The organism is Streptomyces sp. NBC_01439 (assembly GCF_036227605.1).
Classification (GTDB): domain Bacteria; phylum Actinomycetota; class Actinomycetes; order Streptomycetales; family Streptomycetaceae; genus Streptomyces.
This window is the reverse complement of record NZ_CP109487.1, coordinates 1,497,011-1,521,994: the sequence shown is the minus strand read 5'-3', so window position 1 is coordinate 1,521,994 and position 24,984 is coordinate 1,497,011. Positions and strand designations below refer to the sequence as shown.

Sequence of the window (24,984 nt, the reverse complement as noted above, 5' to 3'; positions counted from 1 at the left end):
CGCCATCCGCCTCAACGATCATCTTCGGAGTCCACCCGTGCCCGTCCGAACCCCGCTCCTGGCCGTGGTCAGCGGCCCACCAGCGACCGGCAAAACCACCCTCGCCCGGGAACTCGCCGAGCACCTGGGCTGCCCCGCGATCCTGCGTGACGAGATCAAGCAGGGCATGGTCATGAACCATCCCGGGCACGACCCCGACGGCGACGACCCCCTCAACATCCCCGCCCTGGAAGCGTTCTTCGCGACGATCACCGTCCTCCTCCGGGCGGGCTCGACCGTCGTTGCCGAAGCCGCCTTCCAAGACCGCCTCTGGCGCCCCGGACTGGAGCCGCTCACGGAGTTCGCCGACCTCCGGGTCATCCGGTGCACCACCGCCGCATCCACCATCGCCCGGCGCATCACCGACCGTGCCCGCCACGACAGCCACCGGGCCGCCCATGGCGACAAGGCCCTGCTCGCCGACATGGAGGCCGGCTTCTACGACCCCGACGCTTTCGTCCCCATCAGCCTGACCGTCCCGCAACTGCTGGTGGACACCTCTGACGGCTACGCGCCCGACATGGCAGAGATCCGGGGATTTCTACTGCGGCCAGCCGCCCCGGGGCCGGGCTCGGGCACACTGCCCGCGTGACAGCACCGAGGGTGGCGCATGAGCTGGGAGCCCGTGGCCGAGGTGCCGTTGGGCGGGCTGGCTTGACGTGTTCGTGCCGATGTCGGCGGCGCGGATGACCTGTCAGTGACGCCGGGGGCGCGTTGGAGTCGTGGCCGTGGGGGTGGCGGGCAGCGAAGGTGTGCCCGTTCGGCGCGGTGCTGGGGGTGCACAAGCGGCGAGGTGGTCGGTGAGGTGGGCGAGGATGTCGGGGGTCACCGCAGCGGAGAGGTCGATGGCCCAGTAGGGGCGGTTGGGGTCGGTGCCGCCGATAATGCTCCAGGCGTGTAGCTGGCTTGCCGGGTTTTCGGCGGCGTAGGTGTTGAGGTGCAGGCTGGAGCTGCCATCCGGGGCCTGCCAGGCCACGTACCGGGCGCTGCTGGTCTGCGTCCAGCGGGCTTCCAACAAGGTGCGGGTGGCATCGATCGGCCGCAGGGCACCGCCGGTGGGCGGCGGGCCCCACCGCGGCTCGTTCGAGGTGAGGCTGCCCAGCAGGGTCTGGACGAGGTCGATGGGTGTGGTGGCGCTGGCGGTTGCGTGCCAGAGGCGTTCGCCGACCGGGGAGTCGTAGACGGCGACCGTCCAGGCGACGTCCCCTCGGTGCCGTGCCTCGTGGTCGAACTCGACGCGCATGGCCAGGGATTCGTGGCAGGCGACGGTGGCCTCGTCCGACCAGGTCCTCACTTTCCACCAGTCGGGGTTGGTCTCGAAGAAGGACTCCAGTAGTGCCTCGCCGACGCGCGGGTCGGCTGTGTGAACCCTGGCAGCAGGAGGGGCCTCCCGCACCGTGGCCTGGCTGTCGTGGTTGGCGGGAGCGCGGTGCGGGGCGGGCGGGGTGTGGGCTGCTGCGGCGGCGAGTTCGGTGTCGGTGGCGGGTGCGGGTCCTGGGCGTACGGCGACGGAGTGGAGGCGGTGGAACTCGGCGACAGCTTCGGCTTCGTTGTCGTACACGAGGGCGAACTGCCGTAGGTGGTCCTCGCCGTGGAGGTGGACGCTGTGGCCGTCGGTGTAGGTGCCGACAGCGACGGTGGTCCATCCGTCGTGGGCATGGAGGTGGATCTTGAGGCGGCCGGCGGCGATGTCGTCGTGGATCTGCTGCGCGGTGGCGCTGACCTGTCGGATCTCCTCGCGGGTCAGGTGGGTCATAGGGTGGTCGCCCCAGGCCCACTCCGTGTCGATCTCTTCTTGAAGGGCGGGCTCGATGCCGACGTCGTAGTCGTGCTGGAGCTCCTGGGCGGCCTGCTGGGTGTAGTAGGGCTCCTCGCGGTCGATGCGGGCGAGCACCAAGAAGCCTGCGCCGGTGTCGCGGAAGCCGCGCGCAGCGAGGGCGACTTGGGCCTCGGCGCTCCTGGGGCCGGTCACGGTGGCGGTGACGGCGGGCGGATGGGCGGGGTGGAGTGCGAAGCGGATGCGGGTGTCGGGTGTCGGCTGGGGCATGGAGCGCCTTCGGGGTTGCGGCTCCGGCCGGCGGGGTGCCGGCCGGAGCCTGGGACGGATGGGTCAGCGGGCGGCCCGCGTGGTGGCTGTAGGACGGAGTGGGACGGGTCCGGCCCGGGGTGGGGCCGGGCCTGCGGACTGGGTGGTCCTGGGCAGGGTGGGGTCGGTGGCGCGGTGCCAGCGGGCGCGGACTGCGGCGAGGTCGGCGAGGGCGCGGCGGGTGCCGGCGAGGAGCTGGTGGACGGTGTTGGTGTCGTCCTGGGTGTAGGCGAGGACGGTGAGGCCGGTGGTGTGGGCGCGGGCGAGCATGGCGCGCCGCAGGACGACCTCCGCCCAGTGCTCCGCGGCCACGCCGTGGCCGTCGGTGAGAATGCCGAGGAGTTCGGCCGGGGGCAGGGCGGGGGTGATCAGCCCTTGGTGCTGGGCTTCCCACAGCACGGTGACCGGGTCGATGGGGTCGCCGCGCCGGGCGACGTTGAGCAGGCAGCCGAAGAGGCGGCCGTGCAGGGGGTCGAGGAAGTCGCCGGGCTGGAGCCAGCGTGCGGCCTCGGTGGGGCGGGGGCGGGCGCAGAGCGCCGCGAGGAGGAGACGCTCGTCCTGGACGTCCTCGTGGTCGGGGTCGCGGACGGGGTGAGCCGGGGCTGGGGTTCGGGGCAGGGGGCTGGAGTGGGCGGGGAACCGGCCGGCGAGGTGGTCCAGTACGCCTGCGAGTGTGTCGGCGGCGGTGAGCGCAGCGGTGGGCTGGTCTTCCAGCATGGGGTCGCCGGCGGTGTGGACGAGTTGTTCGGCGTGGGCGGTCAGGGTCCGGCGGGCATGGCCGGCACGGACGATCGCCGCGTACGCCGGTGCGTGGGCGGGGTCGGGGCAGGTACTGACGAGCTGGTGGAGGTAGGAGGCGGTCAGTCCGCGGGCGGCGGGCCGGGTGTGCTCCAGAACAGCCGTAAGCCAGACCGGCTTACTGGCGTGGACGTCGGGCGGGGGCGGGGTGAGGGTGGTCACGGCGTGGAACACCGCCAGGTGCCCGGCGTTGGCGAAGTCGGCCGGGTGCAGGGTGCCGAGGGTCTTGATGCGGTCGGGTTCGAGGAGGAGCGCGCCGAGGAGGGCCTGCTCGGCGTAGTGGACGGCGGGGGCGGGCGGTACGTCGAGCAGGTCGAAGTCGGTGTCGGGGACGTTGGGTTGGGGCAATTTAGGCGGCCAGGGTGAAGTCGTCGCGGGTGAGGGTGACGCCCACGTGCGGGGCGAGGAGATGGGCGGCCAGGCGGGGCGGGACGGCGTTGCCGATCTGTGAGAACTGCTGGCCCTTGTTGCCCTGCCAGGGGTAGTCGGCGGGGAAGGACTGCAGCACGCCGGCCTCGGCGACGGTGATCCGGATCGCTTCCGGCGCCGGACCCGAAGGGGCGTCCACGCCCGGTTCCGGGGCGGCGGGTTCGGCCACCCACACGCACTCGTTGGCGCGGTGCCCGAAGAACAGCGTTCCGGCCGGCTCGTCAATGGTGCGGACGGTTGCGTTGGCCTGGTTGTTGCTCCGCAGCGACCAGGACCAGCCCGATCCACCCGTGGTCTCCCTGGCCGGGCCGCCGGGCCGGGTGCGCCCGTCGATGCGGCCGGGCGCGGGGTCTCTCCACCGGCCGCGGTCACGGGCATCGGCGAGTGTCCTGCGGGCACCCGACGGCCAGGGTTCAGGGCCGCCGCCCGGGCCTCCGCCGGCGCACACGGTCGGGGTGGGCCGGTCGGTGGCGCCCCAGCCGAGGGCCTCGGCCATCGACACCCACCGCTCGCGGCCCGGCCCGAACAGCGACTCCGGCTCAGCGGCCGGTGCGTGGGTGGGCGTCGGCGGCTCGGCGGTACGGATGCGGGAGGCGAGCAGGATCGCCCGGCGCCGGGTCTGGGGCACGCCGTAGTCGGCGGCGTTGAGGATGCCCGTCCACACCGAGAACCCCCAGCTCCTGAGGATGGCGGCGTACTGGCGCCACAGAGGCAGGACGTCGGGGACTTCCTCCATCGCGATCCACTCCGGCTGCCCCACCGCGTTCAGGGCGTGGAGGTAGCGCATCGGCTCGGCCGCGAGCAGGCTGCGGTCGTCCTGGCAGGCGGTCAGCAGGCCGGCGCGGGTATCGCGCCCGGCCGCGAGGTCGGCGACGGCCTGGTGGACCAGCGGCTGGTCCACCAGGCCGAGCCGCCTTCCTGCCATGCTCCAAGCCTGACAAGGTGGCGACGCCAGAAACCCCGAAGTCCGGCCCACCAACGGCCAGGTCGGATACAGGGCCACATCGGTTCGGATCGTCAACTGCCCGGCAGCGGCCCGCGTCCGGCACGCCCACTCGTCCCACTCGAGTCCGACCTCGCGTATGCCGAACACCTTCAGGGGGTGGCTCCAGCCCCCTGCGCCCGCGAACAGATCCAGGACCGACGGCGGGGAGGCGGTCACGAGGCGAGCCCGAAGTCGTCCTGTACCGGCTCGGCTTCGGAGCCGCGGCAGGCCCAGGGCGAGCACCCGTTCTCGACACCCTGCTCCAGCTCCTCCAGGTCCGCTTCGGCGGTCTGGGCCTGCAGGGCGGCCCACTCCGCGGCGGTCACGTGGTCTATCGGTGCTTCACCGAGAGGAACGCGGGAACGGTGCAGGAATGCCTGCCCCAGAAGCCGGTTTCCGGTAGCGTTGGCGCGGGCATTTCCGGCCCGGATCGCCGCGTCGAACTCCACCACATCCGCCCACTCTTCCGGAGAATGGTCGCGGATGCTCCGCCACTGCGCATTTCCGTGATACGGGCAGCCAAGGCAGCTCGATTTCGGCGTATCCGCCAGTCCCAGACCGGTGAGGTAGCGGATGCAGTCGGCGCGCGACCAGCCCATTTCGATGAGCGGGTGCCGGTTGTGCATGTATTTGACGTCCGAGTCCTTCGCGCGGTGGAACTCGTCGGTTGAAATACCGACCCACTGCTCCACGAACACGCCCTTCGGAACGCGCTGTGGGTACGGGTGACCAAGGAGTTCGCGGATTTGTCGTTTAATCGGTTTGATTTTATATTCCCCGGTGCATTGGCGCCGGGTCATTCCTGGGCGGCCGTCCTGGTTAAGAATGTAGAGGGGCATGGACGCGAATCTGTGATCCGGGTCCAAAGCGTCCCTCCTTATGTTCCCGGCCGAAACCCGGAGGATGGGGATTCCGGCCGGTCGGGCGATCGCTTTGTCCAGTCGGCCGAGATGTTCGTAAACGGCCTTAGGTTCCCAGCCGGTATCGGCGAAAATCGCGTAGTCGACCTTCGGGAGGATGCCTCCAGCGGAAAGGCAGAGCAAGGCTGAGGACTGTATTCCGGCGCCTAGGGAAAGTGCCTGGAAAGCGGGGCTATCGGGCATGCAAGGGTCCTTGTGCGGGGGTCAGCGGCGTGCGGGCGCGGCGCTGGTGGTGGAGGTGGGCGGCGGGGAGGGGAGCGCCGTTGTGGTGGGCGGGGTGGGCTGGCGGACTGAGAAGGCCGGTGCGGCCTCGGCGACGGTCTGCGCGACCTGGGCGACGGCGGTGGTGGCGTCGCGCAGTCGTTCCCAGACTTCGGTGGGCAGACGGTTCCAGTGGGCGTGGTTGCGGGCCCATTCGAGGATGTCGGCGGCTGCGAGCAGCTGGTCGGCGAGCTGGGCGAGGACGGCTTCCTGCCCGTCGCGGTCGACGGTGCAGACGGCCTGGAGGAGTTCGTCGAGCGCGGTCGGCAGGGCGGGCGGCTCGACGGGCAGCCCGTACAAGCGGGCGTGCAGGGCCTGGGCGTAGCCGAGGACTGGACCGCCGGAACCGCGGTACTGGTATCGGGCTTCGGCGCCCTTGCGGGGGCGGAAGGAGACGACTACGTCGCGAGGGACAGCGTCGGGGTGGAGTAGGGCGGCGAGGGCGAGCGCGATGTCGTGCGGGCTGGGATCGGTACTGGGCGAGAGGGGCTCCGGGCGTGGACGGGCTGGGCGTGGGGGTGGTGGTCAGCGGGCACGGGCCACGGCGCGGGCGGCAGGTGCCGGCGGGCGGGCGGGCAGCGGCGGGCGGCGACGCGGACCGGAAGCGGCGGCGAGAAGCGCGCGGAGGCCGGCCTTTGTGACGTGCAGGGCGTGGTGACCCGGCTGCTCGGGAAGCGCCGTGAGGGTGACCAGTCCTCTGGTGGCGAGGGCGTCGATGGTGGAGGCCCGTACGGACAGGTACGAGGCGGGGGGCGCGATCACCTCTCGGAGGCCGTACGCATCACGAAGGACGGCGTCGCCCCGGGCCAGGGAAGCGAGGGCTCTGCGCTGGGCCTCGCTGACCTTGGCCGTGGGCTCGTCTGCGCCGAGGTTCTCCCGGGCAGCGTGGTCCTGGGCGTGGAGGTGGCCTTCGTGCCGCTGGAGTGCTTCGCCGACGCGGTGGACTGCTGTGGGGGTACCGGCGAGGTGCGCGGCAGCGCGGTCCAGGGAGGCGCTCGCTGGTGCGGTGTCGCCGTGGGCGAGGTCGGAGATCGTGTCCGCCGTGCGTATCGCGGCCAGGGAGGTGGCCTCGGTGAGATGCCGCAGGAGGGTGATGGCCTCCCGGCCGTCGAGGGTGGTTGCCGCGTCGCTCAGGGCTGCTGTGGCGAGCAGTTTGCCGGTGACCAGCGAGGTCTGCCGCAGCGCGTCTGCAACCTGGACCGTTTCCCGCAGATCCGGCATGGCGCCGCGCTGTTTGCGGAGGTGGTCGAGCCGGACCGCGTTGGCGAGGAGCCGTTGGGTGAGGGGGAACAGTGCCTCGGCGAGGCCGAGTTGGTTGGGCAGGGGCAGGGGCAGGGGCAGGGGCAGGGGCAGGGGCAGGGGCAGGGTGGGCCTCCTGTTGTCAGTCAGCGGGGGCTGGGTCTGATGTGGCTGTCACCGCGCGGCCCGCTGGCCGCTGGGCAGGGCTGCTGCGCCCGGGAGGGGTGCTGTTGCGCCTACTGCGTGGGCGCGGGTCTGGCTGGGGGCCGGGCGGGGGAAGTGCTTGGTGAGGTGGTCGGAGACGATCCGGCAGCCTTCGGCGCAGATCTGCAGGGGTGGGGAGGTTTCAGCGAGCTGGGTGGCGATGGCGTTGCGGGCGTCGAGGTGGCGCAGGCCGCGGCCGATGGCGTCGGTGTCCTGGGCTGGGCTCCAGGAGGTGCCGTCGTAGGCGTTGGCGCTGACGGCGGCAGTCAGGTTCTCGGAGACCAGACCGGCTTGCTGGACGATTTGGGCCAGGCAGTCGAGGGCTGCGAGCGCGCCGTTCATCCGCGTGGCCTGGCTGCCGTCGAGTGCGGTGAGCTGTGTCAGCGTCTCGAACGTGAGCTCGTGGGAGGTGCGGAGGTGTCGGGTGAGTTGGCGCAGGCCGTCTGTCCCGGTCAGAGGCGCGGTGGAGGCGAGCTCCGTACGGAAGGCCTCGAAGCGGTCGGCGAGGGCTTTGAGTTGGTCGGCGTGGACCGGGATGTTGATTTCCCGCAAGGCGGCTTGAGTCCTTCGGTTGGCGGCTGGTGAGGATGGGGCAGTGCGGTACGTGTGGTGCTGCCGCCCGGGGTGGTGCCGACCGCGGTGCAGCAGTGGTCGATGCCGGCCAGGCCGTACTCGCCAATCGTTCGTTAGCGGGCCGGGGGCCACGTGCCGCTGCGGGCAGGCGCTGAGAGTCCAGCTCGGCATGGCGGCCAGGGCCTGGTGGCGAACACCTTCGCCTACCGGGAACGGAATGGAACCGAGTGCAGCGGTTGCCCACTCACGCGGTGGTCCCGAAGTCGGACTGGCGCGGTGCGGCCTTGGCGACGGCGCGGGCGGTGATCGCCTTCGATGCGGCGGCGGATGCTGCGGACAGCTGAGCTGCGCCGGGCTCGAGGTACCAGGGCCGCAGGTCGAGCATGGCGGCTCGCATGCCGGTGGCGAAGCACAGCGCGGTGCCCTTCGGCAGCGCGCGGATGGCGTCCGCCGGCAGGATCCGTTCCTGCCGCATGCTGATGGAGGTGGACTTGCCCGAGTCGGAGACGGAGGTGGACTTCGTCTCGACGTCGTGGTCGCCGATGAGCCTGCTGAGCTTGTCGGCGAAGTCGGGGTCGTCGATGCCGCTGCCGATGACCTTGACGGTGGACGCGGACCACATGGCGTCCATGCCGGCGTCGCCCCACACTTTCTGGCCCTGCCGGTAGGACTGCAGGATGGTGATCGGGATGATCCCGCGGGAGCCGAGGTGGGAGTACAGGTCAGGGAGGTCGCTGATCTTGCACACGTTGGCGGCCTCGTCGAGGATCGCCAGCATCGGCGGGTCCAGGCGTCCGCCGACGCGTTCGGCCTGGGCGGTCGCGGCCCGCATCACGGAGTCCGCGCACGCCGCGATGAGCGCTGAGGCGCCGCCACCGCCGTCCTTGCTGAGCAGGAACAGCGTGTCGAGGGAGGTGACGAACTCGACGGGCCGGAACTCGGCCACACCCTTCTGCGGGGTGACCCAGGCGGCGATCTCGCTGTTGAGGAGGGCGGCGGCGTACTGGCGGGCGGTCTCGTAGATACCGTCCCTGGTTTCCGGCGGGCCTTCGACGGTGCCCTTCAACTGGGAAGCAACTGCGGTAAACTTGTGGTCGCGCAGGATGTCCAGCGGCGTACGGTCCGCGGGGAACGCCAGCCACTGCATCACGTCCGTGATCGGCCGTTCATCGAGCGCGGCGGCGAGGAAGAGCTGGGACAGGATGTTGGATCCGGCCTTGGACCAGAAGTCCCCCTGCTGCGAGGCATCCACAGAAGCGGCGAGGAAGTGCCCGGCCAGACGGCCCGCTCCGTCGAGGGTGCGTGCGTCGGCGAGGGGGTTCCACCACATGGCCCGCTCGGCGTGGGCGATCTGCTGCGGGTCCATCGACCACACCCGGCCGACCTGGCCGCGGGCGTCGAGGGTGGCGGTGTAGGCGTCGCCGGCGGCCTTGTTCGAGGTGAGGAGGACCGGGCCGGGCGCACCCAGGATGGCGGGGATCGCCAGGCAGGTCGTCTTGCCGGAGCGGGGCGCCATGATGGCGACGGCCACGTCCTCGTACCCCATCCGGACCTCGTGCCGGCTGCCCTGGAGGTTGCCGAGAAGGACGCCGGTGTCCTTGGCGTCGATGTTCTTGGCGTGCTTCAGGCTGGGGCGCAGGGAACGGGCCTTGGCGGTGATGGCCTTGGCCAGCAGCGGCTCGATGTCGGACCGCTTGGCCATCCCGGCGATACGTTTCCGCTTGCCCCCGCCGCTGGCGCCGGTGCGACGCCGCCACCAGGTGAGCCCGCCCAGGACGAGCGCGATGAGGACGATGGCGGGCAGCATGCGGGTGGCGATCAGCAGCGCGGTCTCATCCGCGGCAGGCCACAGCTGGTCGGGGTGGAGGAGGGCGGCGGCCGGCTGGTAAGGCACCCAGTCGCCGACGTCGGTGGCCCAGACGAGGGCGTTGCCGCCGAGCCAGGCCAGGGAGGATGCGGGGATGATGACGGCCATGGCGCCGAGCAGTGCCTTAAATGCTATGTCGTAGCCGTCGTTGCCTGAGTTCGAGGAGGAGTTGGGCAAGGGGGCGGTTCCAGAGGGGGTCAGCGGGTACGGCGGGGCGATGGCGGGGCCGCCGGCGGAGCGGTGGAGGGCGTGGCGTTCGGCCGGCGGGTGGTGAGGGACTCGATCCGCCGTTCGAGGGCGAACGCCACGTCGGCGGCCGGTACTTGCACGGTGGTGGTGTGCAGGTGGTGGCCGAGGCCGGGCAGGTGGTTCGGGTCGCGGGCGATGGGGGCGGGGTCGGCCAGCGCGCGGGTGACCGCGGTGACCAGGTGGGGCGGGGTGCTGCCGCTGAGGAAGGCCTTCCAGACCTGGCCTTCGGGGTTGCCGCTTACGGCAACGTCGATGAAGTAGCTGTTGAAGCCGGTGTCGGTGAAATGCTCGACGTGGGCGATGCCGTCGGGCGAGGTCAGGCCGTCGTGGTCGCCCCTCGGCTGCCATCCAGCGGCCAGAAGCGGCTCATACGGGCTGCCTGCTGCGGGGGCGGCTGCGGGTGCGGGCGCCGAACTTCACCGACCACGCAGGGTTCGCGTCGGTGCGGTGGCGGCGCACGACCCACCAGGGCTGGTCCGGGTCGGGCACCAGGTGCAGTACCGCCAGCCGGTCGGGACTGGTGAGTTGCGTACGTGGCACGAGCGAGTCGTGCGAGTGGCTCCATCCGGCGGCGTGGTGCAGGGCGGCGGTGGCCCAGGCCGGGTCGCCGGGTCCGGCGAGGTAGCGGGGAAGGAGGAGGGCCTGCTCGACGAGCGGGGCAGTGGGATCGGTCAGGGTGTTCTCCTGGATGCGGGCTTCGTCCTCGCGGCGGAGATGACGGTTGCCGTGGGCGGACTGGTGTGGCGGCGGGGCTGCTAGAGCTCGTCGAGCGAGGTCCGCAGCGTCTTGAGCTGCCAGGACCAAGGCGGACGGACACGGCGCGGCGGGATGTTCGGCAGCTGCCGCTCCGCGAGCGGCAGGAGGTGGGTGAGGGCGACGAACCTGATCTTTGCGAACGCCTCCCAGGTGTCGGCATCGCGGCGGCGCTGCCGGTATCCGTAGGCGTCGGGGTCGTGGGGCCACCCCTCGGCGTCGGAGTGCTCGTCGGAGTAGGCGTCCCAGGAGGCGAGGATCTCCGCGGCCTCCGTGATGTACCGGTTGAGCCGGACGAGGGCACGCTGGTGGTCTTCGTCAGCGGACAGGGACACGAGGTGAGGGCTTCCTTGGAACGGGAGGGCGGGGACTATCGTGCGGGGCCGGCCGCGGCGGTACGGGCGGCGGGCGCGGGGCCGGCCACGCCCGGGTTGGGCTTCGGCGGGCGGGGACGGTGGCGCCGGGCCAGGGCTAGGCGCTGCTTATGAGCGGCGACCATCGCGTCGCCGATGGCGAACTCCGCGTCGACGCTCACGTGGGGGCTGGAGACGTGGTCGAACCGGGCGCGCAGCACGGGTTCGGGGCGGCTCACCGCGGCGGTCACCGCGGTGAGCAGGTGGGGCGGGGTGTTCTCGTGGAAGTCGGCCCGCCACACCAGCCCCTCGGGCCCGTACTCGGCGTGGCGGTAGGCGGCGGTGAACTGCCAGCCGATCACCCCGATCGAGGGGGATACGCGCAGCTCCGCCTGAACGGTGCCGTCCGGGGAGAGCAGGGTCTGTGTTCCGGCCTCGTCGGTGGTGTGCTGCCAGCCGCGGGCGGTGAGGATGTCGGAGACCGGGGAAACAGCAGTGTCGGGTTCGGGTTGGATCAGGGCGTCGGTCAGGCCTGCGACGACCTCCACCGGCGTGTCGGTGCTGAAGGAGGCGGACCAGTGGCTGTGCCCGAATTCGGGACTGACCCTCCAGCCGGAGCGGCGCTGGGCGAAGTTGATGTCGAGACGCAGCGAATGGTCGGGGCTGGTCATGCGGATGGCCGGGTGGAGGGGGTCGGAGGCGGTGGTCCATCCGGCGGCCCACAGGGCGTGGGTGACGTGCCGGGGGTCCCCGCGGCCGGCGAGGTAGCGGGGGCTGACGGGTGAGCCGAATAGGTTGTGGTCGGCGGCGAAAGCGGCCAGGTGCCGCTCATTGATGCTCACGAAGAGGGCTTCATCTCCCTTCCCTGGTTATCGGCGGCCACGAGAACCTGCTGCCGCGTACGGGCTGGTGGTGGGGGTGTGCTTGCGGGGGCGGGCGGCGGCCCAGGAGTTGCGGGCCCAGGCCGCGGCGCGGGCCGCGGTGATCCGGGCCTGCTGCCACGCACCGAGCTCGGAGGGCCGGACCGACACGGACGTGGTCTTGATCCACTTGGTGGCGGGGACGTGTCCGCGCGGTCGCATCACCGGGGTCGGGTCGGCGAGCGCTGCTGAGAAGCCCTGGACGAGGTGGAGCGGGGTGGTGGAGGTGAAGACCGCGTCCCATGCGCGTCCGTGTTCGGTGCGGGCGCCGGCCCACCAGTGGGCCTGGCCGGCTTCGTTTTGGTGGTACTGCACCCAGGCGTTGCGGTCCGGGGAGACGGCGGTGAAGTGCTGTCCGCGTTCGGTCTCCCAGCCGTGCTCCTCGAGCGGGGCCCACACGTTGGGGGCGTGCGCGGAGCGCGGTTTGGTCAGGCTGTCGGTCAGGCCGGCGACGATCTCGACGGGGACGGCCATGGTGAACGTGGCGTGCCAGGCCGCCTGGTGTTCGCCGACCGCTTGCCCGGAGACGGTCCAGCCGCCGGGCATCGTGGTGGGGTCGTAGCCGATGCGCACGGTGCGGTCGGGGCTGTCGAAGACGTACGGCCCGCCTCCGCGGGTGTGGTCGCTCCAGCCGGAGGCGCGCAGGTACTCGGCGATGTAGCGGGGGTCGCCACCGCCGCCGAGGTGGCGGGGTTCGATCAGGTAGTGCTGTTCCGGCTGGTCGGCGGACGGGCCCCAGCCGGTCCACTGCTGCTTCTTCATCGGTGCCTCCGTGCGACGAGGGCGGATGCGACCGGCCGGGCTGTGGCGGTTGCCGGGGTCTGGGTGAGTCGGTGGATGTCTTCGGTGTGTTCGGCGAGGTCACCGCATATGGCGTCGAGATCGTTCGAGGCGCGGCCGAGGGCGAGCCACACCTCCGGCGGCAGAGCTCCGGAGGTGGCGCGGTCCTTGGCGAAGCGGGATCCGGCGGCGACCAGGCAGGTCATCCCGTCGAGGACACCGTCGGGTGCCAGGACGTGCCCGAGGATCTGGGCGGCCTGCCGAGGCGGCGCGACGGCAAGGTGGTCAGTGAGTCGGCTGATCTGCTGGGCGATGTGCCGTGCCAGCAGTACGGGATCGGGGGTCGGGTCGGTCATGGTCCTCCCGGTTTGTTGTCAGGGGCGAGGGGATCGGCGGCGGGATTCATCCAGCGCGCCGAGGGGTCCGGTGGCGCGTACGTGGTGGCGGCCGGCGCCGGTGGCGGTCACGGCGCGCAGGTAGCGGCGCATCAGGAAAACGGCCAGGCGCGGACGGCGGTCTGCCGTGATCGGCGCAGGAAGCCGCGCGGGCTTGGGGATCGTGGATGCTCCGGTGGGTGAGGTTGCCCGGTCCAGCCCGGCCGGGCCGGACCGGGCACTTGGCTGAGAACTGCGGTCAGCGGGTACGGCCGGGGTGGGGGCCGGCCGGCCCCGGGGGCGGAAGGGCCGGCGCTCCTGCGGACTGGGCCTGGGCGGCGCGGTGCTCGCGGAGGTTCTGCGCCCAGGCGGTCACGTCGTAGACGTCGGGGTCGATGTTGACCTTGTAGTCGGCGATCAGCAGCGGGAGTACGGCGCGGGTGACCAACTGCTTCTGTGCGGCCTCGCTCAGACCTTGGGGGGTTTCGTGCCAGGTGTAGATGGCCTCGGTCTTACGCTCGAGACCGGCGCTGTCGAGGAGGGCCAGGAGTTCTTTGGGGGCGTCGGTGCGGCTGACGATGTGGATGGCGTCGGGGGTGAGGGCCCGGCGGTAGATCTCGACGTCGGTGCCGGATTCATCGGCGAGATTGCCCAAGGCGGGGACTCCTTCAAGACGGGGCGGGGTTGGGGTCAGCGGCCTGGCGCGGACACGGCGGTCGGCAGGGGCGGGCGGGGGGCGGGCGTCGCGGGAGTGGCGGCCGGGGCGGGGCGCACCGTGACACCGACGCCGATCCGGGCCAGGTGCTGGGCGGCCATGTCGATGCGGGCGATCTGCTCGCGGTCACCCAGGGAGGCGGGCAGCAGAAACATCCGCTGGTAGGGGTGGAATTGGAACCCGGCGCCGTACAGGGCGGAGGTGGCGTCGCGGACGCCGGTGACGGCGCCGACCACGCCGTCGGGATACCAGGCGATGCTCACCATCCCGGTGATCACAGGTGGTGCCGACCGCCGCGGCGGAGGGTGCGCGGTGTTGTGCCGGACCTGGCGCAGGGCGGCCTCGTAGCGGGGCAGCAGACGGCGGGCGACCTGGACGGCTGCGCGGGCGGGGTCGACGGGGACGCTGATGCCGCCTGGTTCGGCCACGCCGTGGAAGGCCTCGTGATGGGCGTCCGGCTCCAGGGCGGCGACCATGAACTGCCGGGGGCGCAGGGGCCGGTCGAAGAGCAGCAGGCGTGCGCCGTCGGGGCGTGTGAGCACGGCCTGGTGGCCAAGGACGAAGTTGGACGCGGCGTATCCGACGGCGCCGGCGTCCCAGACTGCCGCGGTGGTGGAGAGCTGGTCGGCGTAGGCGGCGTTGCGGCTGTAGGCGGTGGTCCAGGCGCCGGGCAGCCGGGTGGCGAGGGCGCCGGCGTAGGCGGCCAGGTCGGGGCGTGCGGGGGGGCATGGGCTCCTCGGGCGGGAGGGAAGGATGTGGCGGGTGCCAGGGCATCAGCGGGTCCGAGGGGAACCCACCGCCGCGATCAGGTTCGTGCGGGGTCCGGCGAGCCATCGGGCTTCTTCCTCACCGGGACCGGGCCTTGCCCGCCGCGTGCTGGCGTGGCACCGGAACTGGGGTGGTGTCGATGGCGGGGTGGGCTGCGGGGTGGCGCAGGGCGACGCCGATGCCGAGGGCGGCGAGTTGGCTGCCGGCGGTGCGTACGTGGCGGGCCTGGACGGCGGTGTCGTCACTGGAGAGGACGTACGCCTGCCGGTCGGAGTCGCGGACGAACCCGTTGGCGGCCAGGATCCGGGCGGCCTCGTCGCTGGTGGCCGCGGCGGTGAGGGAGCCGTCCTCAGTCCAGGTCATCTCGACGGTGTGCGGCCCGGGCGCGTTGGCTGTGAGGCGGGCGGCGTTGTCGCGGACGTGGGCGAGGGCGGCTTCGTGGCGGGGCAGGAGGCGGGTGGTGATGGCGTCGGCAGCCTGCTCGGGGTCGTCGGATATCGCGATGCCGTCCGGCTCGGGTACGCCGCGGAAGGCTTCGGCGGCCGTGTCCGCGGGGGCCATGGCGGCGATGAGGAAGGTGTCCTCGTGGCGGGGGTGGTCCATGAGGAACAGGCGCAGGCCGTCGTCGCGGGTCAGGATGGCGTCGTGCATGAGGGTGGTGGCGGCGATGGCTTCGGCGACCTGGTTCATGTCCCACACATCGGACGTGAGGAAGAACTGGTCGTCGTAGGCGGTGTGCCGGCGGAGCTGGTGGGTCCAGGCACCGGGCAGGAGCTGGGTGAGGATCGCGGCGAAGGCACCGAGTTCCTCGTGGCGGTGGGCGGGCATGGATTCCTCAAGGCGGGACGGGACGGGGTGGGGTAGGTCAGCGGTGCCGGCCGACGGGGACGGGCGGCAGCGCGGCCGGTGCGGAGGGCAACGGGGTGGTGACCGGGACGGGGCAGGGACAGACGGTTGACGCCTCGGTCTCACCGGGGCCGACCTCGCCGGGGCAGGTGCTGCGGTGGGGGTGCGTGGTGTGCCGGTCGGCGAGGTCGTTGCGCGTGGTACGCAGGTCGGCGTCGATGACGGCGAGCCGCTCCCCTGACAGGTAGCGCAGCCGCTTCGCGGTGTAGGCGTCGGCCGGATCGCCGAGATGCTCGTAGAAGTCGGCGGCGGCGGAGAGGACTTCGGCCAGGGCCGGCAGGATGCCGTCGTGGTCGGCGGTCAGCTCGGTCAGAACGGCCGCGACGTCGCCGGTGGACTCGGCTTCGCGGATACGGGCGGCGAGGTGCGCGACCTGGGCGCCGAGGGGCAGGTAGTACGGCTCACGGTGTTCGGTGACATAAGCGGTGTCCGCCTCGACGTGGTAGCCGACTGCCTGCAGGCGGGCCACGGCGCGCGTGGCCAGGCGTTCCTCCTCGGCCCGGTCGAGGTTCTTCGGCAGCCGGTGGTAGCGGTCGTGGTAGCGGATGACGGGGACTAGGCAGTGTCTGATGGCTCTTGCCTGGGATGGTGGATCTATCACTGTTCTGGGCAGGGGTCTGGCATGGTGCGTCGGCATGAACTGACGAATGCTCAGTGGGAGCGCATAGCTCCGCTGCTGCCGGAGACCGGGAATCCGGGTGGGCGGTGGGCTGATCACCGTACCGTGGTCAACGGTGTGTTCTACCGGACGCGGACAGGGATTCCCTGGCGTGACCTGCCTGAACGCTACGGAACCTGGCAGACGGTCTACGAACGCCACCGCCGGTGGTCGGCCGACGGCACCTGGTCGAAGATCCTGCGCGCTCTGCAGGCCGGCGCCGACTCCACCGCCCAGGACGCGGACGGCTCGTGGGCAGTTAACGCCGACTCCACCACCTGCCGGGCCCACCAGCACGCGGCCGGAGCCCGGCACGCTCCTCCGGCCGACCATCCTGAAAAGGGGGTGGCGCGCGTGTGGACGGAGATGGCCGTGAGGCCCTGGGACGCTCCCGGGGCGGGCTGACCAGCAAGGTCCACCTGCTGGCGGATGACCGCTGCCGGCCCCTGGCCTGGCTGACCTCGCCCGGTCAGCGTGGGGACAGCCCGATGTTCATCCCGCTCATGCAGGCCCTGAACGTGGCCCGCACCGGGCCAGGACGTCCGCGGACCCGGCCGGACCGGGCCCGCGGCGACAAGGCCTACTCAAGCCGCGCCAACCGCGTCTACCTGCGCAAACGCGGGATTAAAGCAACGATCGCCCAGCCGGACGACCAGCGTGCGAACCGCCGCCGCCTTGGTCGGGCCGGCGGCCGCCCACCGGCCTTCGACCGTGAGCAGTACCGCCAGCGCAACACCGTCGAACGCTGCATCAGCAAGCTGAAACAGCACCGGGCCGTCGCGACTCGGTACGACAAACGCGACTACATCTTCCACGGCACCCTGGCCACCGCAGCCATCGTGATCTGGCTCCGCGACCTCATCAAAGAGCCATCAGACACTGCCTAAGCCGGTGCGCTCAAGGATGCTGCGGGCGACGGCGTCGCCGCCGCGGGCGAGGACTTCACCGGAGTGCGGGTCACGCCGCAGGGCGAGGTGGCGTTCGGCCAGGGGCAAACAGGCTCCCTTCGAGGGTGGTTCAGCGGGATCGCCGCGCCGCGCGGGCGGGGCGCCGGGTGGAGCGGACCACGGCGTTGCGCAGCAGCGCGGGCGGGTCGGCCAGCGTCTCGGCGGCGCCTTCGAGGTCGTGGAGCAGCCCGTACAGACGCCCGGCTGCCCACTCCAGCTGGTGCGCGCCGCGCCGGGCGTACACCTCGGGCCGTGTCGCCAGCTGGTGGGCGGCTTGTTCGGCCAGGCGCCGGGCCTGGGCGAGGCTGCCGTTCATCTCGTCGGTGAGGGCGCGGATCTGCTCGGCGATCTGCGCGGGCGTGGCTTCCGCTGCGACCTGGGGGCCGGCGATCACCTGGTCCTGGTGTCCGGCCGGGGGCCGGGCGGGGATGAGGTCGAACTCGGATTCGAGGATCCGCGCCTGTCGGGCGAGTTCCTCGGCCAGCCGCCTCGGGGTGCGGGCGAGGGTGCGGTCCTCGCGGACCAGGCTGGCGATCACATCCAGGCGCCCGTGCCGGAACTGGAGCGCAATCCACCGACACGGCTCGCCGTCCGCAGGCGGCGCCAGGCCCGCGGTGCGGGCGAGCCGGTGGGCGATCTCCGACCACTGCGCCGGGGCGAGCGGCCGGTCCATGCGGTGCAACCGGACGCTGAAATGAAGGAAATGCGGCGAATCGCCCGCCTCGGAGCGCGGTTGTGCATGGCTGAGGTGCGCGGCCCATTGGAACTCGCTCCATGCCTCCCGCTCGGCGAACCCGGAGCGCGGGTCCAGCCGGTCCCAGGACGCCACGATGCGTGGGCTGAGTTCGCGGGTGAAGCTGACTGGACGCTCCAGCGCGTTGCCCAGCGCGGCCGTAGCGGCGTGCTGCCGGCGGTGCAGGCGGGCGATCACCGGGCGCTCCCCTTGTCCGCGGCGTGGACCAGCTGGTTGCGGTCCGTGATGGAGTACCAGCCTCCGTCCAGGGGCTTGTCCCCGTCGGCCTTCGGCAGCAGGTAGTCCCGCAGGGCGCGCTGGTAGATCAGGCAGTCCGGGCAGCGCTTGGAGAGGTGGACGAGGTAGCGGGGGTGCCCGGTGATGAAGGACAGGGCGCCGCCGTTGGGGTCGCGTAGCCTCCATCCGTCCTCCTCGGTGGGGGTGTGCCAGGACGGGGTGACCACCGTCATCGCGTCGCCCCACAGTTCGCCGTCCGCGACGCCCTTGATCACCACGATCTGGTCGCCCGGGGCGAAGTGGGCATGGGTGATGTCCCGGTCGGGGGTGATGGTGTCGGCGGGTATGCACACGTCACGGGAGACGGCTTCGGGCACGGCAAAATCCTCTCTGCGAAGAGCACGGCTGGCGGTGGGGCCAGCACTTTCAATGGTCTGGAGGATCCCCGGTTTGGCTAACCGGGGATCGTCCGCTATATATGTCCGCCCCTGCCGTCGTCCCGGCTCGGCGCTCACCGGAACGGGTTCTCCGTGCCGCGGTCCGCTTCGCCTGCTGCGTCGAGCAGTTCCGGCAGGTCGGTGCCCTCGGCTTCCCTCTGGTCGATCCACCACCCGGCCCGAGTGACCGTGCGGACCTTCTCCTCCAGTACCGCCCAGTCCGCCTCGTCCCAGGTCCCTTCGGTGACCAGCGCGGTGTAGGCGGCGGTGGCCAGCTGGTAGCGGGAGCGCTCGCCCCACTCCAGGGCACGCTCGGGGCCCTCCAGGGGCGGCATGTCGAACTGTTCGGTCCATGCCTTCGCGGCGGCCTGCTCCTCGGCGCGGCGCGCGGCCAGCCACTCCTGCTTGGCGGCGCGGTCGCCGTCGCGGGCGGCCTTCCAGCAGTCGGTGCAGTCGCGGCCTGCGAGCCAGCGTGCGAAGGACGCCCGGCGGTCGGCGGGGCGGTCGGACAGGTCGTGGGTGACTTCGTGACCACAGCTGTGGACGATCTTCCATGCGGTGCGTACAGCCATAGGGGTATCTCCTTCGGGCGTATGGGAGTTCGAGTGCGAGCGGGGGGTGGGTCGTGGGCGGCGGTGGCGTCCGGGGCGGCGTCCGGGCCCGAGCTTCGGGCGGGCCAGGAGCAGGACGAGCAGGGCGGTGGCGGCTCCCGCTGCGGGCAGTGCGGCGAGCGTCTGCGGGTGGTCGGCGAGGGTTCCGGCGAGGGCGGTGCCGGCGGCCTGGCCGACGCCGACGGCCAGGATCAGCCACGCGTACGCCTCGGTGGTGCGGGAGGCGGGGGCGAGAGTGTCCACGGTGTGGAATCCGCAGGTGATGACCAGGGTGAGGAACAGGCCCGGCAGGAGGGCGAGCCCGATCGCAGTGCGGGGGCCGGGCTGCGCCAGCAGGGGCAGCCAGCCCAGGAGGAACAGCGCGCTGGTGGCCAGCAGCTGGGTGGTGGTCGTGCCGGGCCAGGCCCGGCGCGCGTAGATCAGGCCGCCGAGGAAGGACCCAGTGGAGAACGCCGCGGGCAGCACCCCGGACAGCAGGGGCTGGTGGTGGGTGGTGGCCATGCCGGCGGCCCACACGTTCATCGCGCCCAGGGTGAAGCCGGTCCCGGCGAGCGCCAGGAACAGCAGGACGAGGGCGGTATTCATCAGCCGCCCGCTTCCCGCCGCCCCGCTGTCCGGGGCGGCGGGGCGCCAGGTCCGCGACGGGGCGGCGGTCAGCACCACGACGGTGCCGGCCAGGCCCAGTACGGCGGTCACAGCGAGCGCGGCATCGGGCTCGTACGTGGTGGCCAGCCAGGAGGCGAGCAGGGGGCCCGCGATGTAGAGCAGTCCCTGGGAGCCGGTGTCGAGGGCCTGGACGACGCGACGCTGTCCGGGGTCCGTGAGCACGCTCGGCCACAGAGCACGCAGCCCGGCCTCCAGAGGCGGCGTGAAGACCCCCGCCACGCCGACCACCGCGGTGACGGCGGCCGGGTGCCCGCTCGCCCCGATCCAGGTGAGGGCGAGCAGACAGCCGGAGTTGACCAGGACCGCCGGGGCCGAGACACGGGTCTGCCCGTACCGGTCCATGAGCCTGCCCTTGACCGGCTGGGACAGCCCCGACGCCAGCCCGTACAGAGCGGCAAGCATCCCGGCGAACGCCAGGCTCCCGCCGGCTGCGGTGATCCACAGGACGAGGGAGACGGGGACCATGCCGTTGGGGAGGCGACCGGTCAGAGTGCCCGCAAGCAGGCGGGCGACGTGCCGACTGCCGAGAACGGCAGCGTAGGTGGCAGGGGGCGGGGCGGCGGTCGGGGTGGCGGCCAGGGTCAACAGGGCAGGGCTTTCCGTCAGATGGCGTACGAGATGAGGTGGAAGAGCTGGGCCGGGCCGCTACCGGCGGTGGGCGGGCAGCGCGTTTGCCAGCGGCGTGGCCGGCAGCGGGGTGGTGGTCAGCGCCGGGATGGCTGGCGCCTGGAGGTGGCGGGGGGCCGGGGTGCGGTACGGAGGCAGGACGGCGACGGCGGCGTCCATGTCGTCGCCGACGAGGCGCAGTTCGTGGCCGAGCTGCCGGGTCTGGGTGGCGAGCACCCGCAGTCGGGCGGCGAGGTCGTGGCCGGCGCGGGTGTCCATGGCGCTCGCCCAGGCCGAACAGGTGTCGAGGAACGCGGTGAGCTCGCCGAGGTGCCCGCCCTCGATCGGGTGGCCAGCGATGTATGAGATCGCCCCGGCGACGTCGCCGCTGTGGCGGGCGCCGGCCACGTCGCGGGTCAGGTCGGCCAGGGACGGCGCCTGCGTATCCCGTACGGCGGGCGGCCCGGCCGGGTACAGCACGCCGGGCGGGACCGCCGGCGGCAGGTGGGCGATGGCGTCGTCGTGGCTGTCGTAGTGCCCGATCACCCGCATGCCGGGGCTGTCGATATCCCCGGCCAGGACCAGGACGATCTCCTCGTCAGGGTCCTCGGGGTGCAGGGCGGTGGCCACGGTGATCTGCCGGCCCGCGGCGTCGTAGCGGGACTCCATGGGCTGGAGCAGGCCCCGCAGGCGGGCCGAGCGGGCGTACGCGGTCCACGGCCCCTCCTCCTGCGCGCTCAAGAAAAGCTCCGTGTGGGGCTGTTGGGGTTGGAGGGCGAGGCCGCGCAGCAGGGTGGCGCGTTCGCCCCAGGTCTGCAGGTACGGCCACAGCCGGTCACCGAGTCCGTCGGTGATGTTGACGGGGCGTGATGCCTGGTTGGCGGAGTGTGCGAGGTCGTCCAGCAGCAGCCGCCATCCGGGGTGGTGACGGGCGGGTGGCATGGCTTCGATACCGGCGCGAGCGGACTCCAGCAGCACGGGAACGTGAGGCAGTAGACGCTTGAACGCCTCGGCGAGATCGCGGACGCGTCCCTCGAAGGCGGCGCCCGTGACGGTGATCAGCCCGTACCCGCTGCGCGGGTCCATCTGGGATTTTTCGAGGCGCAGTCGTACCGACGAATAGTGGGCGGCGTAGCCGGTCAGGGAGTCGACCGCCTGACGCAGTGGTGGGGTCGGGTCCGGGCGAGAGGTGATGGGCACTCCAGGGAGGCGGGGGCTATCGGCGGCTCGGGACGGCCCCGGAACGCGGCGGCAGGACAGCGGGAAGAGCACCCGCAACGGCCGGAGACCGGCCGGACACGGCGGCAGCGGGCCCTGGCATGAGCGCCGGGTGGGCCGTGCGGGCCAGGCTGACCAGCTCGCCTCCTTCCATCAGCCACAGCGCCAGCGGATCAACAGCGGGCACCGCCGCGGGCGTGTCCGGGTCGCTGCCGGGCGGCTGGGGTCCGAAGGCGGAGTCCATACGCTCCAGAAAGCCCGCTTCCTGCCTGCCGAACGTGCCAGGGGCGGCTTGCCGCAGGGCGGCGATGAGGTCAGGGGCATGGGTGGTGAAGCGGGCGAAGGCGGCGGCCAGGTCCGGCTGCGGCGGACTCAGCACAGTGCCGGGCTCGAACGCCTCCTGCGCCCAGGCGAGATCATCGGCCAGGTGGTTGAGGTGGGACTGCAGGACGGCCCGGCGGTAGTCCGCCAGCAGCACGGAGCCGACCTGGCGCGCTGCGGTGACCGCGGAGGGCTGCACGGCGATGCTGCGAGGCGGGACTACCTCCTCGTCCATGTACATGTCCCTGGGGGCGATCGCGCCGACGTGGTAGAGGCCGTCACGGGGGGCCTGGACGACGGCGAGTTCGCCTCCGGTGTCGCTGCGCAGCACGGCTGCCCAGGGCACCCGGCACTTCTCCACGGTGTGCAGCAGCGGGCCGTAGAACTCCGAGCCCGGCCGGGGGCTGGTGTCCCACAGGCAGGCCGCCAGGTCCTCTTGCCACACCGGCAGGGAGTAGTTTTCGACCTTCACGCTCCACTGGCCGGGCAGGTGCTTGGCCATGTCCCGGGCGAAGCCGCCGACGTAGGGCTGGTGGGTGGCGGTGACTTTGATCTGGCAGGCGCGGGCGAGCTCGTGGACGTCGGTCAGGGCCGCGCGGATCCGGGAGAGGTCGGCCAGGGGCAGGGTGTAGTTGCCGTCGTCGTCCTTGGCGAATCCTGCGACCAGCAGGATCTTGCGGGCCCAGCGCCAGTTGTTGCCGGTGACCAGGGCGACGATGCCGTCGTGCTTGCTAGTGAAGAGGTTGATCTCGGCCGAGTTCAGTGAGGTGTCCTTCCTGGGGAGGGGGCGGTGGGTGCCTGGTTGGGCCAGGTGGCGGCGAGGTGGTCGAGGCCGAGCTGGTGAAGGAGCCGGTCGGCGACGTCGAGGAGGTCGCTGGTGCGCTGGTAGCGCTCGCCGAGCCGGGCGTGTCCGTGCTCGCGGCACCAGGTGCCGGCGGTGAGCAGGAAGTCCCGCAGGGCCAGCAGCGTGCTGTCGTGTGTGCCGGTCATGGTGTCGACGAGGACGTGGAACTGGGCGGGTGTCTCGGCCTCGGCCAGTCGGCGTGTCCAGTCCCGCAGGGCGTCGGCGGGGTCGGGCAGGTCCAGCCGGTCGAGGAAGGGGCCGGCCTCGGCGCGGGCCTGGCGCCGCAGCTCGCTGGGCGAGGGCAGGCCGGGGCCGGGCTGGGGGGTGGTGGTCATGGGAAGGTCCTGGTGGTCAGCGGGTGCGGGGCACCGCGGCGGGCGCAGCGGGTGCAGGGACCGGGCCGGCGCCCTGGCGCGGGCTGTTCGGTGCGGGACGGCCGCCGGGGGTCAGGTCCGGGTCGAGGCGGATCGCGTAGCGGGCGGCACGGAGCATGTCGGCTGCGTAGGAGGCGTGTTCGTTCTCCCACTCCTCGCCCATGTCGAAGGGGAGCCGGTGCCAGGTGCCGCGAAGGGTGGGCTGCCGGATGAACCCGGCACGGTCCAGCAGGGCGGAGGCGAGCGCGTCGATCGGGCCCTCGGCCTCGACCTGCCCGCCCCTGCCGCGAGTGATGGAGATGATCGCGGTGTCCTTCATCAACGGCTTCGCCCCGGCCCGGCAGCTGCGGGTACGTTCGCCGGCCGCCCAGTAGTGGCAGCAGGTGAGGGGCGGGCGGGCACGGCGGGCCGGTGCTGCGAGGAGCAGACGGCTGCGGCCTGTGCCACGGTGGTGCGGTACCACGTCCGCGGGTCCGGTGCCGGGGCCGCCTGGGTGGTGTTGGCGGGATCGAGGGAGTAGTCGGCGTGGACCGGGTAGCCGCTGGCGCGCAGGCTGGCGACGGCTTGGCGGGTGCGCCGGGGACCGTCGTGGCCGGGGGTGCTCAGCAGGTATACGCCGTGCAGGCCATGGACCGGCTGAAAGCCGAGGCGGGTGAGGTACCAGTGGCTGATGTGGTGGGGGATGCCGGTGGAGGAGGCGACGTACCCGTACTGCGGGTGCGTGCCGAGAACGAACTGGCCGGACAGAAGTGGGGCTCCGTTTCGGTCAGCGGCGTGTGGGGTGCGTGGTGGCGGCCGGGGCGGCGGCGGGCGGCACGGCGGTGGTGGCCAGCTTTGGAGCGGGCGAGGGCGGGCGGCCGGGGACCGGTCCGGTCGGCTGCCACAGCGCCGGGTGGTCGCTGAACCGGGTGCGGGCGTCGGTCGCCCAGCCGACGACGGGCCCGCGCTGTTCCTCGCGGAGGCTGATGACCTCGATGCCGTGCCCGTGGAGGACGTAGCCCCAGTCCAGACCGGATGCCTGCCCGTCTCGCACGGTCATGCGGGTGGGAGGTGATCCGTCGGGGGTGATGACGTCGAGTTGGTCGCTGGTGTACCGCTCGCCGCGGGTGAGGGCGGTGATCAGCTCGTCGGGGGCGCCGTCGAGGAGGTCGGTGCCGAGCGCGGACCAGCCGACGGGTACGTCGTCGATCAGGTGGCGGGCCATGGCGTCGAGGCCGCCGGCGAAGCGGTACTGGTGGGCGGCCAGCAGGAGGGGCAGGTGGTGGCTGGGGTAGCCGTCCCAGTGGACGTAGATGCCTTCGTAGCCCCCGGATTCGGTGGGGCGGGCGATGAAGGAGCGGGTGGCCAGGGGATCCTCCGGGGGAAGTGGGTGGGTGGTCAGCGGGAACGGCCGGGCGCCGGCCGGCTGCTGCTGGTAGGGACGGTGCTGCCGAGAGAACTGGACCGCCGCGCAGGCGCAGGTGCGGGTGCGGGGGCGAGTGCTGCCATCCGCTCGGTGGCGCCGTGCAGGGTGTCGCCGATGTCGCGGAGTTGGACGGCGGCTTCCTCGAAGTCCGCCGCCAAGTCGAAGGCGTCGTCGTCCTCGGACTCCTTCGCCTTCTCACCGGCGGCTTCGAAGAGCTCGGCGAGCCGGGCCAGCAGCCCGTCGTCGGGATGGAGGATCTGGTCGACGAGAGCGGCGGCGCGGCCGGGGTCCGGGATCCCGTTGAGGCGGTCGGTGAGGTCGAGGAGGAGCAGGCCGTAGGCATAGCGGCCTCGCGGATCCGTGGGGGTGGTCAGGGGCGGCGGGCCCGGGGGCGCGGTCGCGGGGGTGGGCGGTGGGGGCAGAGGGTGTCTCCGGGCGGCTGGCCGGGCGGGTTAGCCCGGGTGCTGGTGGTGGAAGTGGGCGACCGGGTGGCCAAGCGTGGTGAGGGCGTGGACGGCCTGGTGGACGAGTTGCTCCTGCTGTTCGACCGGGAGTTCCGAGGGTGCGACGTAGGCGTTCAGGCGGGGGCAGTAGGAGAATCCACGCCCCCACAGCAGGTGGTGGACGGGGTCGGTGCGCGGGTGGGTCATGGGGGCGGCGGTGTGGGCTCCGACGTGGATGCTCACGGGGTGGTGCAGCATGTGCGTG

At 72.2% G+C, this 24,984-nt stretch carries 29 protein-coding genes and 1 pseudogene; 2 read left to right on the top strand and 28 right to left on the bottom strand.

Annotated features, from left to right (window positions below):
• Positions 1-37: 37 nt before the first annotated feature.
• On the top strand, positions 38-631 hold the full coding sequence (locus OG207_RS07065) for an AAA family ATPase (protein ID WP_285529634.1): 594 nt from the start codon (positions 38-40) through the stop codon (positions 629-631).
• A gap of 102 nt (positions 632-733) precedes the next feature.
• On the opposite strand, the gene OG207_RS07060 is transcribed toward OG207_RS07065, so the two are convergent.
• From OG207_RS07060 to OG207_RS06975, 19 genes and pseudogenes are all read right to left on the bottom strand, one after another.
• Positions 734-2,086 carry a DUF317 domain-containing protein gene (locus OG207_RS07060; protein ID WP_329096867.1) on the bottom strand — a complete coding sequence of 451 codons (1,353 nt, stop codon included), beginning with the start codon at positions 2,084-2,086 and terminating at the stop codon, positions 734-736.
• 63 nt (positions 2,087-2,149) lie between these two features.
• A complete protein-coding gene (locus tag OG207_RS07055; RefSeq protein WP_329096864.1) occupies positions 2,150-3,271 on the bottom strand; it encodes a DnaB-like helicase N-terminal domain-containing protein in 1,122 nt (373 codons plus the stop codon).
• A gap of 1 nt (position 3,272) precedes the next feature.
• Positions 3,273-4,514, bottom strand: coding sequence for a DNA cytosine methyltransferase (locus OG207_RS07050; RefSeq protein WP_329096863.1), 1,242 nt, complete (start codon positions 4,512-4,514; stop codon positions 3,273-3,275).
• Positions 4,511-5,380, bottom strand: a complete 870-nt coding sequence (locus tag OG207_RS07045) for a hypothetical protein (protein ID WP_285529663.1) — start codon at positions 5,378-5,380, stop codon at positions 4,511-4,513. Before OG207_RS07045 ends, OG207_RS07050 begins: the two co-directional genes overlap by 4 nt.
• An 81-nt stretch (positions 5,381-5,461) precedes the next feature.
• Positions 5,462-5,818, bottom strand: coding sequence for a hypothetical protein (locus OG207_RS07040; RefSeq protein ID WP_285529639.1), 357 nt, complete (start codon positions 5,816-5,818; stop codon positions 5,462-5,464).
• 225 nt (positions 5,819-6,043) lie between these two features.
• Positions 6,044-6,739, bottom strand: a complete 696-nt coding sequence (locus tag OG207_RS07035; RefSeq protein ID WP_285529640.1) for a hypothetical protein — start codon at positions 6,737-6,739, stop codon at positions 6,044-6,046.
• A 192-nt stretch (positions 6,740-6,931) separates the two neighbouring features.
• Positions 6,932-7,513 (bottom strand): hypothetical protein, encoded by a 582-nt coding sequence (locus OG207_RS07030; RefSeq protein WP_329096860.1) that lies wholly within the window; start codon positions 7,511-7,513, stop codon positions 6,932-6,934.
• A 265-nt stretch (positions 7,514-7,778) separates the two neighbouring features.
• Entirely contained in the window at positions 7,779-9,578 is a 1,800-nt protein-coding gene (locus OG207_RS07025) for a type IV secretory system conjugative DNA transfer family protein (RefSeq protein ID WP_329096857.1), read from the bottom strand.
• 20 nt (positions 9,579-9,598) lie between these two features.
• On the bottom strand, positions 9,599-9,730 hold the full coding sequence (locus OG207_RS07020) for a hypothetical protein (RefSeq protein ID WP_329096855.1): 132 nt from the start codon (positions 9,728-9,730) through the stop codon (positions 9,599-9,601).
• A 117-nt stretch (positions 9,731-9,847) separates the two neighbouring features.
• Positions 9,848-9,952: pseudogene (locus OG207_RS44020) on the bottom strand (hypothetical protein); the annotation flags it as partial.
• A 64-nt stretch (positions 9,953-10,016) separates the two neighbouring features.
• Entirely contained in the window at positions 10,017-10,454 is a 438-nt protein-coding gene (locus OG207_RS07015) for a DUF317 domain-containing protein (RefSeq protein WP_329096853.1), read from the bottom strand.
• The gene (locus tag OG207_RS07010) at positions 10,406-10,738 is read right to left on the bottom strand and encodes a hypothetical protein (RefSeq protein ID WP_329096852.1); all 333 of its coding nucleotides are present in this window, start codon (positions 10,736-10,738) and stop codon (positions 10,406-10,408) included. Before OG207_RS07010 ends, OG207_RS07015 begins: the two co-directional genes overlap by 49 nt.
• Positions 10,739-10,773: 35 nt before the next feature.
• Entirely contained in the window at positions 10,774-11,598 is an 825-nt protein-coding gene (locus OG207_RS07005; RefSeq protein WP_329096850.1) for a DUF317 domain-containing protein, read from the bottom strand.
• 27 nt (positions 11,599-11,625) lie between these two features.
• Entirely contained in the window at positions 11,626-12,438 is an 813-nt protein-coding gene (locus OG207_RS07000; RefSeq protein ID WP_329096849.1) for a DUF317 domain-containing protein, read from the bottom strand.
• On the bottom strand, positions 12,435-12,812 hold the full coding sequence (locus OG207_RS06995) for a type II secretion system F family protein (protein ID WP_285529649.1): 378 nt from the start codon (positions 12,810-12,812) through the stop codon (positions 12,435-12,437). Before OG207_RS06995 ends, OG207_RS07000 begins: the two co-directional genes overlap by 4 nt.
• Positions 12,813-13,089: 277 nt before the next feature.
• Positions 13,090-13,485, bottom strand: a complete 396-nt coding sequence (locus OG207_RS06990) for a hypothetical protein (RefSeq protein WP_285529650.1) — start codon at positions 13,483-13,485, stop codon at positions 13,090-13,092.
• Positions 13,486-13,520: 35 nt separating this feature from the next.
• Entirely contained in the window at positions 13,521-14,087 is a 567-nt protein-coding gene (locus OG207_RS06985) for a hypothetical protein (protein ID WP_329096846.1), read from the bottom strand.
• 304 nt (positions 14,088-14,391) lie between these two features.
• Positions 14,392-15,141 (bottom strand): hypothetical protein, encoded by a 750-nt coding sequence (locus tag OG207_RS06980; protein ID WP_329096844.1) that lies wholly within the window; start codon positions 15,139-15,141, stop codon positions 14,392-14,394.
• Between the two features lie 37 nt (positions 15,142-15,178).
• A complete protein-coding gene (locus tag OG207_RS06975; protein WP_329096843.1) occupies positions 15,179-15,820 on the bottom strand; it encodes a hypothetical protein in 642 nt (213 codons plus the stop codon).
• 21 nt (positions 15,821-15,841) lie between these two features.
• Between OG207_RS06975 and OG207_RS06970 the strand changes: the two genes are divergently transcribed.
• Positions 15,842-16,764, top strand: a protein-coding gene (locus tag OG207_RS06970) for an IS5 family transposase (protein WP_443072676.1) whose coding sequence is annotated in 2 segments (ribosomal slippage) — positions 15,842-16,217 and positions 16,217-16,764 — 924 coding nt in all. Because the reading frame shifts where the segments join, the coding sequence is not laid out codon by codon here.
• Here OG207_RS06970 and OG207_RS06965 read toward each other — a convergent pair.
• The 9 genes from OG207_RS06965 to OG207_RS06925 all read right to left on the bottom strand — a co-directional run bounded on the left by OG207_RS06965 (position 16,750) and on the right by OG207_RS06925 (position 24,977).
• On the bottom strand, positions 16,750-16,872 hold the full coding sequence (locus tag OG207_RS06965) for a hypothetical protein (protein WP_329096841.1): 123 nt from the start codon (positions 16,870-16,872) through the stop codon (positions 16,750-16,752). The genes OG207_RS06970 and OG207_RS06965 overlap by 15 nt on opposite strands.
• 22 nt (positions 16,873-16,894) lie before the next feature.
• Entirely contained in the window at positions 16,895-17,755 is an 861-nt protein-coding gene (locus tag OG207_RS06960; protein WP_329096839.1) for a hypothetical protein, read from the bottom strand.
• Positions 17,752-18,171, bottom strand: a complete 420-nt coding sequence (locus OG207_RS06955; RefSeq protein WP_285529656.1) for a hypothetical protein — start codon at positions 18,169-18,171, stop codon at positions 17,752-17,754. Before OG207_RS06955 ends, OG207_RS06960 begins: the two co-directional genes overlap by 4 nt.
• A 134-nt stretch (positions 18,172-18,305) precedes the next feature.
• Positions 18,306-20,093, bottom strand: a complete 1,788-nt coding sequence (locus OG207_RS06950; RefSeq protein ID WP_329096835.1) for an MFS transporter — start codon at positions 20,091-20,093, stop codon at positions 18,306-18,308.
• Between the two features lie 60 nt (positions 20,094-20,153).
• Positions 20,154-21,314, bottom strand: a complete 1,161-nt coding sequence (locus OG207_RS06945) for a hypothetical protein (RefSeq protein ID WP_329096833.1) — start codon at positions 21,312-21,314, stop codon at positions 20,154-20,156.
• Positions 21,315-21,330: 16 nt separating this feature from the next.
• Positions 21,331-22,578 carry a hypothetical protein gene (locus tag OG207_RS06940; protein WP_329096831.1) on the bottom strand — a complete coding sequence of 416 codons (1,248 nt, stop codon included), beginning with the start codon at positions 22,576-22,578 and terminating at the stop codon, positions 21,331-21,333.
• A 270-nt stretch (positions 22,579-22,848) separates the two neighbouring features.
• The gene (locus tag OG207_RS06935) at positions 22,849-23,190 is read right to left on the bottom strand and encodes a hypothetical protein (RefSeq protein WP_285529660.1); all 342 of its coding nucleotides are present in this window, start codon (positions 23,188-23,190) and stop codon (positions 22,849-22,851) included.
• 447 nt (positions 23,191-23,637) lie between these two features.
• The gene (locus OG207_RS06930; protein ID WP_329096829.1) at positions 23,638-24,075 is read right to left on the bottom strand and encodes a hypothetical protein; all 438 of its coding nucleotides are present in this window, start codon (positions 24,073-24,075) and stop codon (positions 23,638-23,640) included.
• A 653-nt stretch (positions 24,076-24,728) separates the two neighbouring features.
• On the bottom strand, positions 24,729-24,977 hold the full coding sequence (locus OG207_RS06925) for a hypothetical protein (protein WP_329096827.1): 249 nt from the start codon (positions 24,975-24,977) through the stop codon (positions 24,729-24,731).
• Positions 24,978-24,984: the final 7 nt, after the last annotated feature.

Bases quoted from the DNA above. Each gene is read 5' to 3' on its own strand.
- OG207_RS06980 (WP_329096844.1), bottom strand. From the start codon at position 15,141: ATGCCCGCCCACCGCCACGAGGAACTCGGTGCCTTCGCCGCGATCCTC.
- OG207_RS07060 (WP_329096867.1), bottom strand. From the start codon at position 2,086: ATGCCCCAGCCGACACCCGACACCCGCATCCGCTTCGCACTCCACCCC.
- OG207_RS06995 (WP_285529649.1), bottom strand. From the start codon at position 12,812: ATGACCGACCCGACCCCCGATCCCGTACTGCTGGCACGGCACATCGCC.
- OG207_RS07035 (WP_285529640.1), bottom strand. From the start codon at position 6,739: ATGCCGGATCTGCGGGAAACGGTCCAGGTTGCAGACGCGCTGCGGCAG.
- OG207_RS06925 (WP_329096827.1), bottom strand. From the start codon at position 24,977: ATGCTGCACCACCCCGTGAGCATCCACGTCGGAGCCCACACCGCCGCC.
- OG207_RS07000 (WP_329096849.1), bottom strand. From the start codon at position 12,438: ATGAAGAAGCAGCAGTGGACCGGCTGGGGCCCGTCCGCCGACCAGCCG.
- OG207_RS06935 (WP_285529660.1), bottom strand. From the start codon at position 23,190: ATGAAGGACACCGCGATCATCTCCATCACTCGCGGCAGGGGCGGGCAG.
- OG207_RS06930 (WP_329096829.1), bottom strand. From the start codon at position 24,075: ATGGCCCGCCACCTGATCGACGACGTACCCGTCGGCTGGTCCGCGCTC.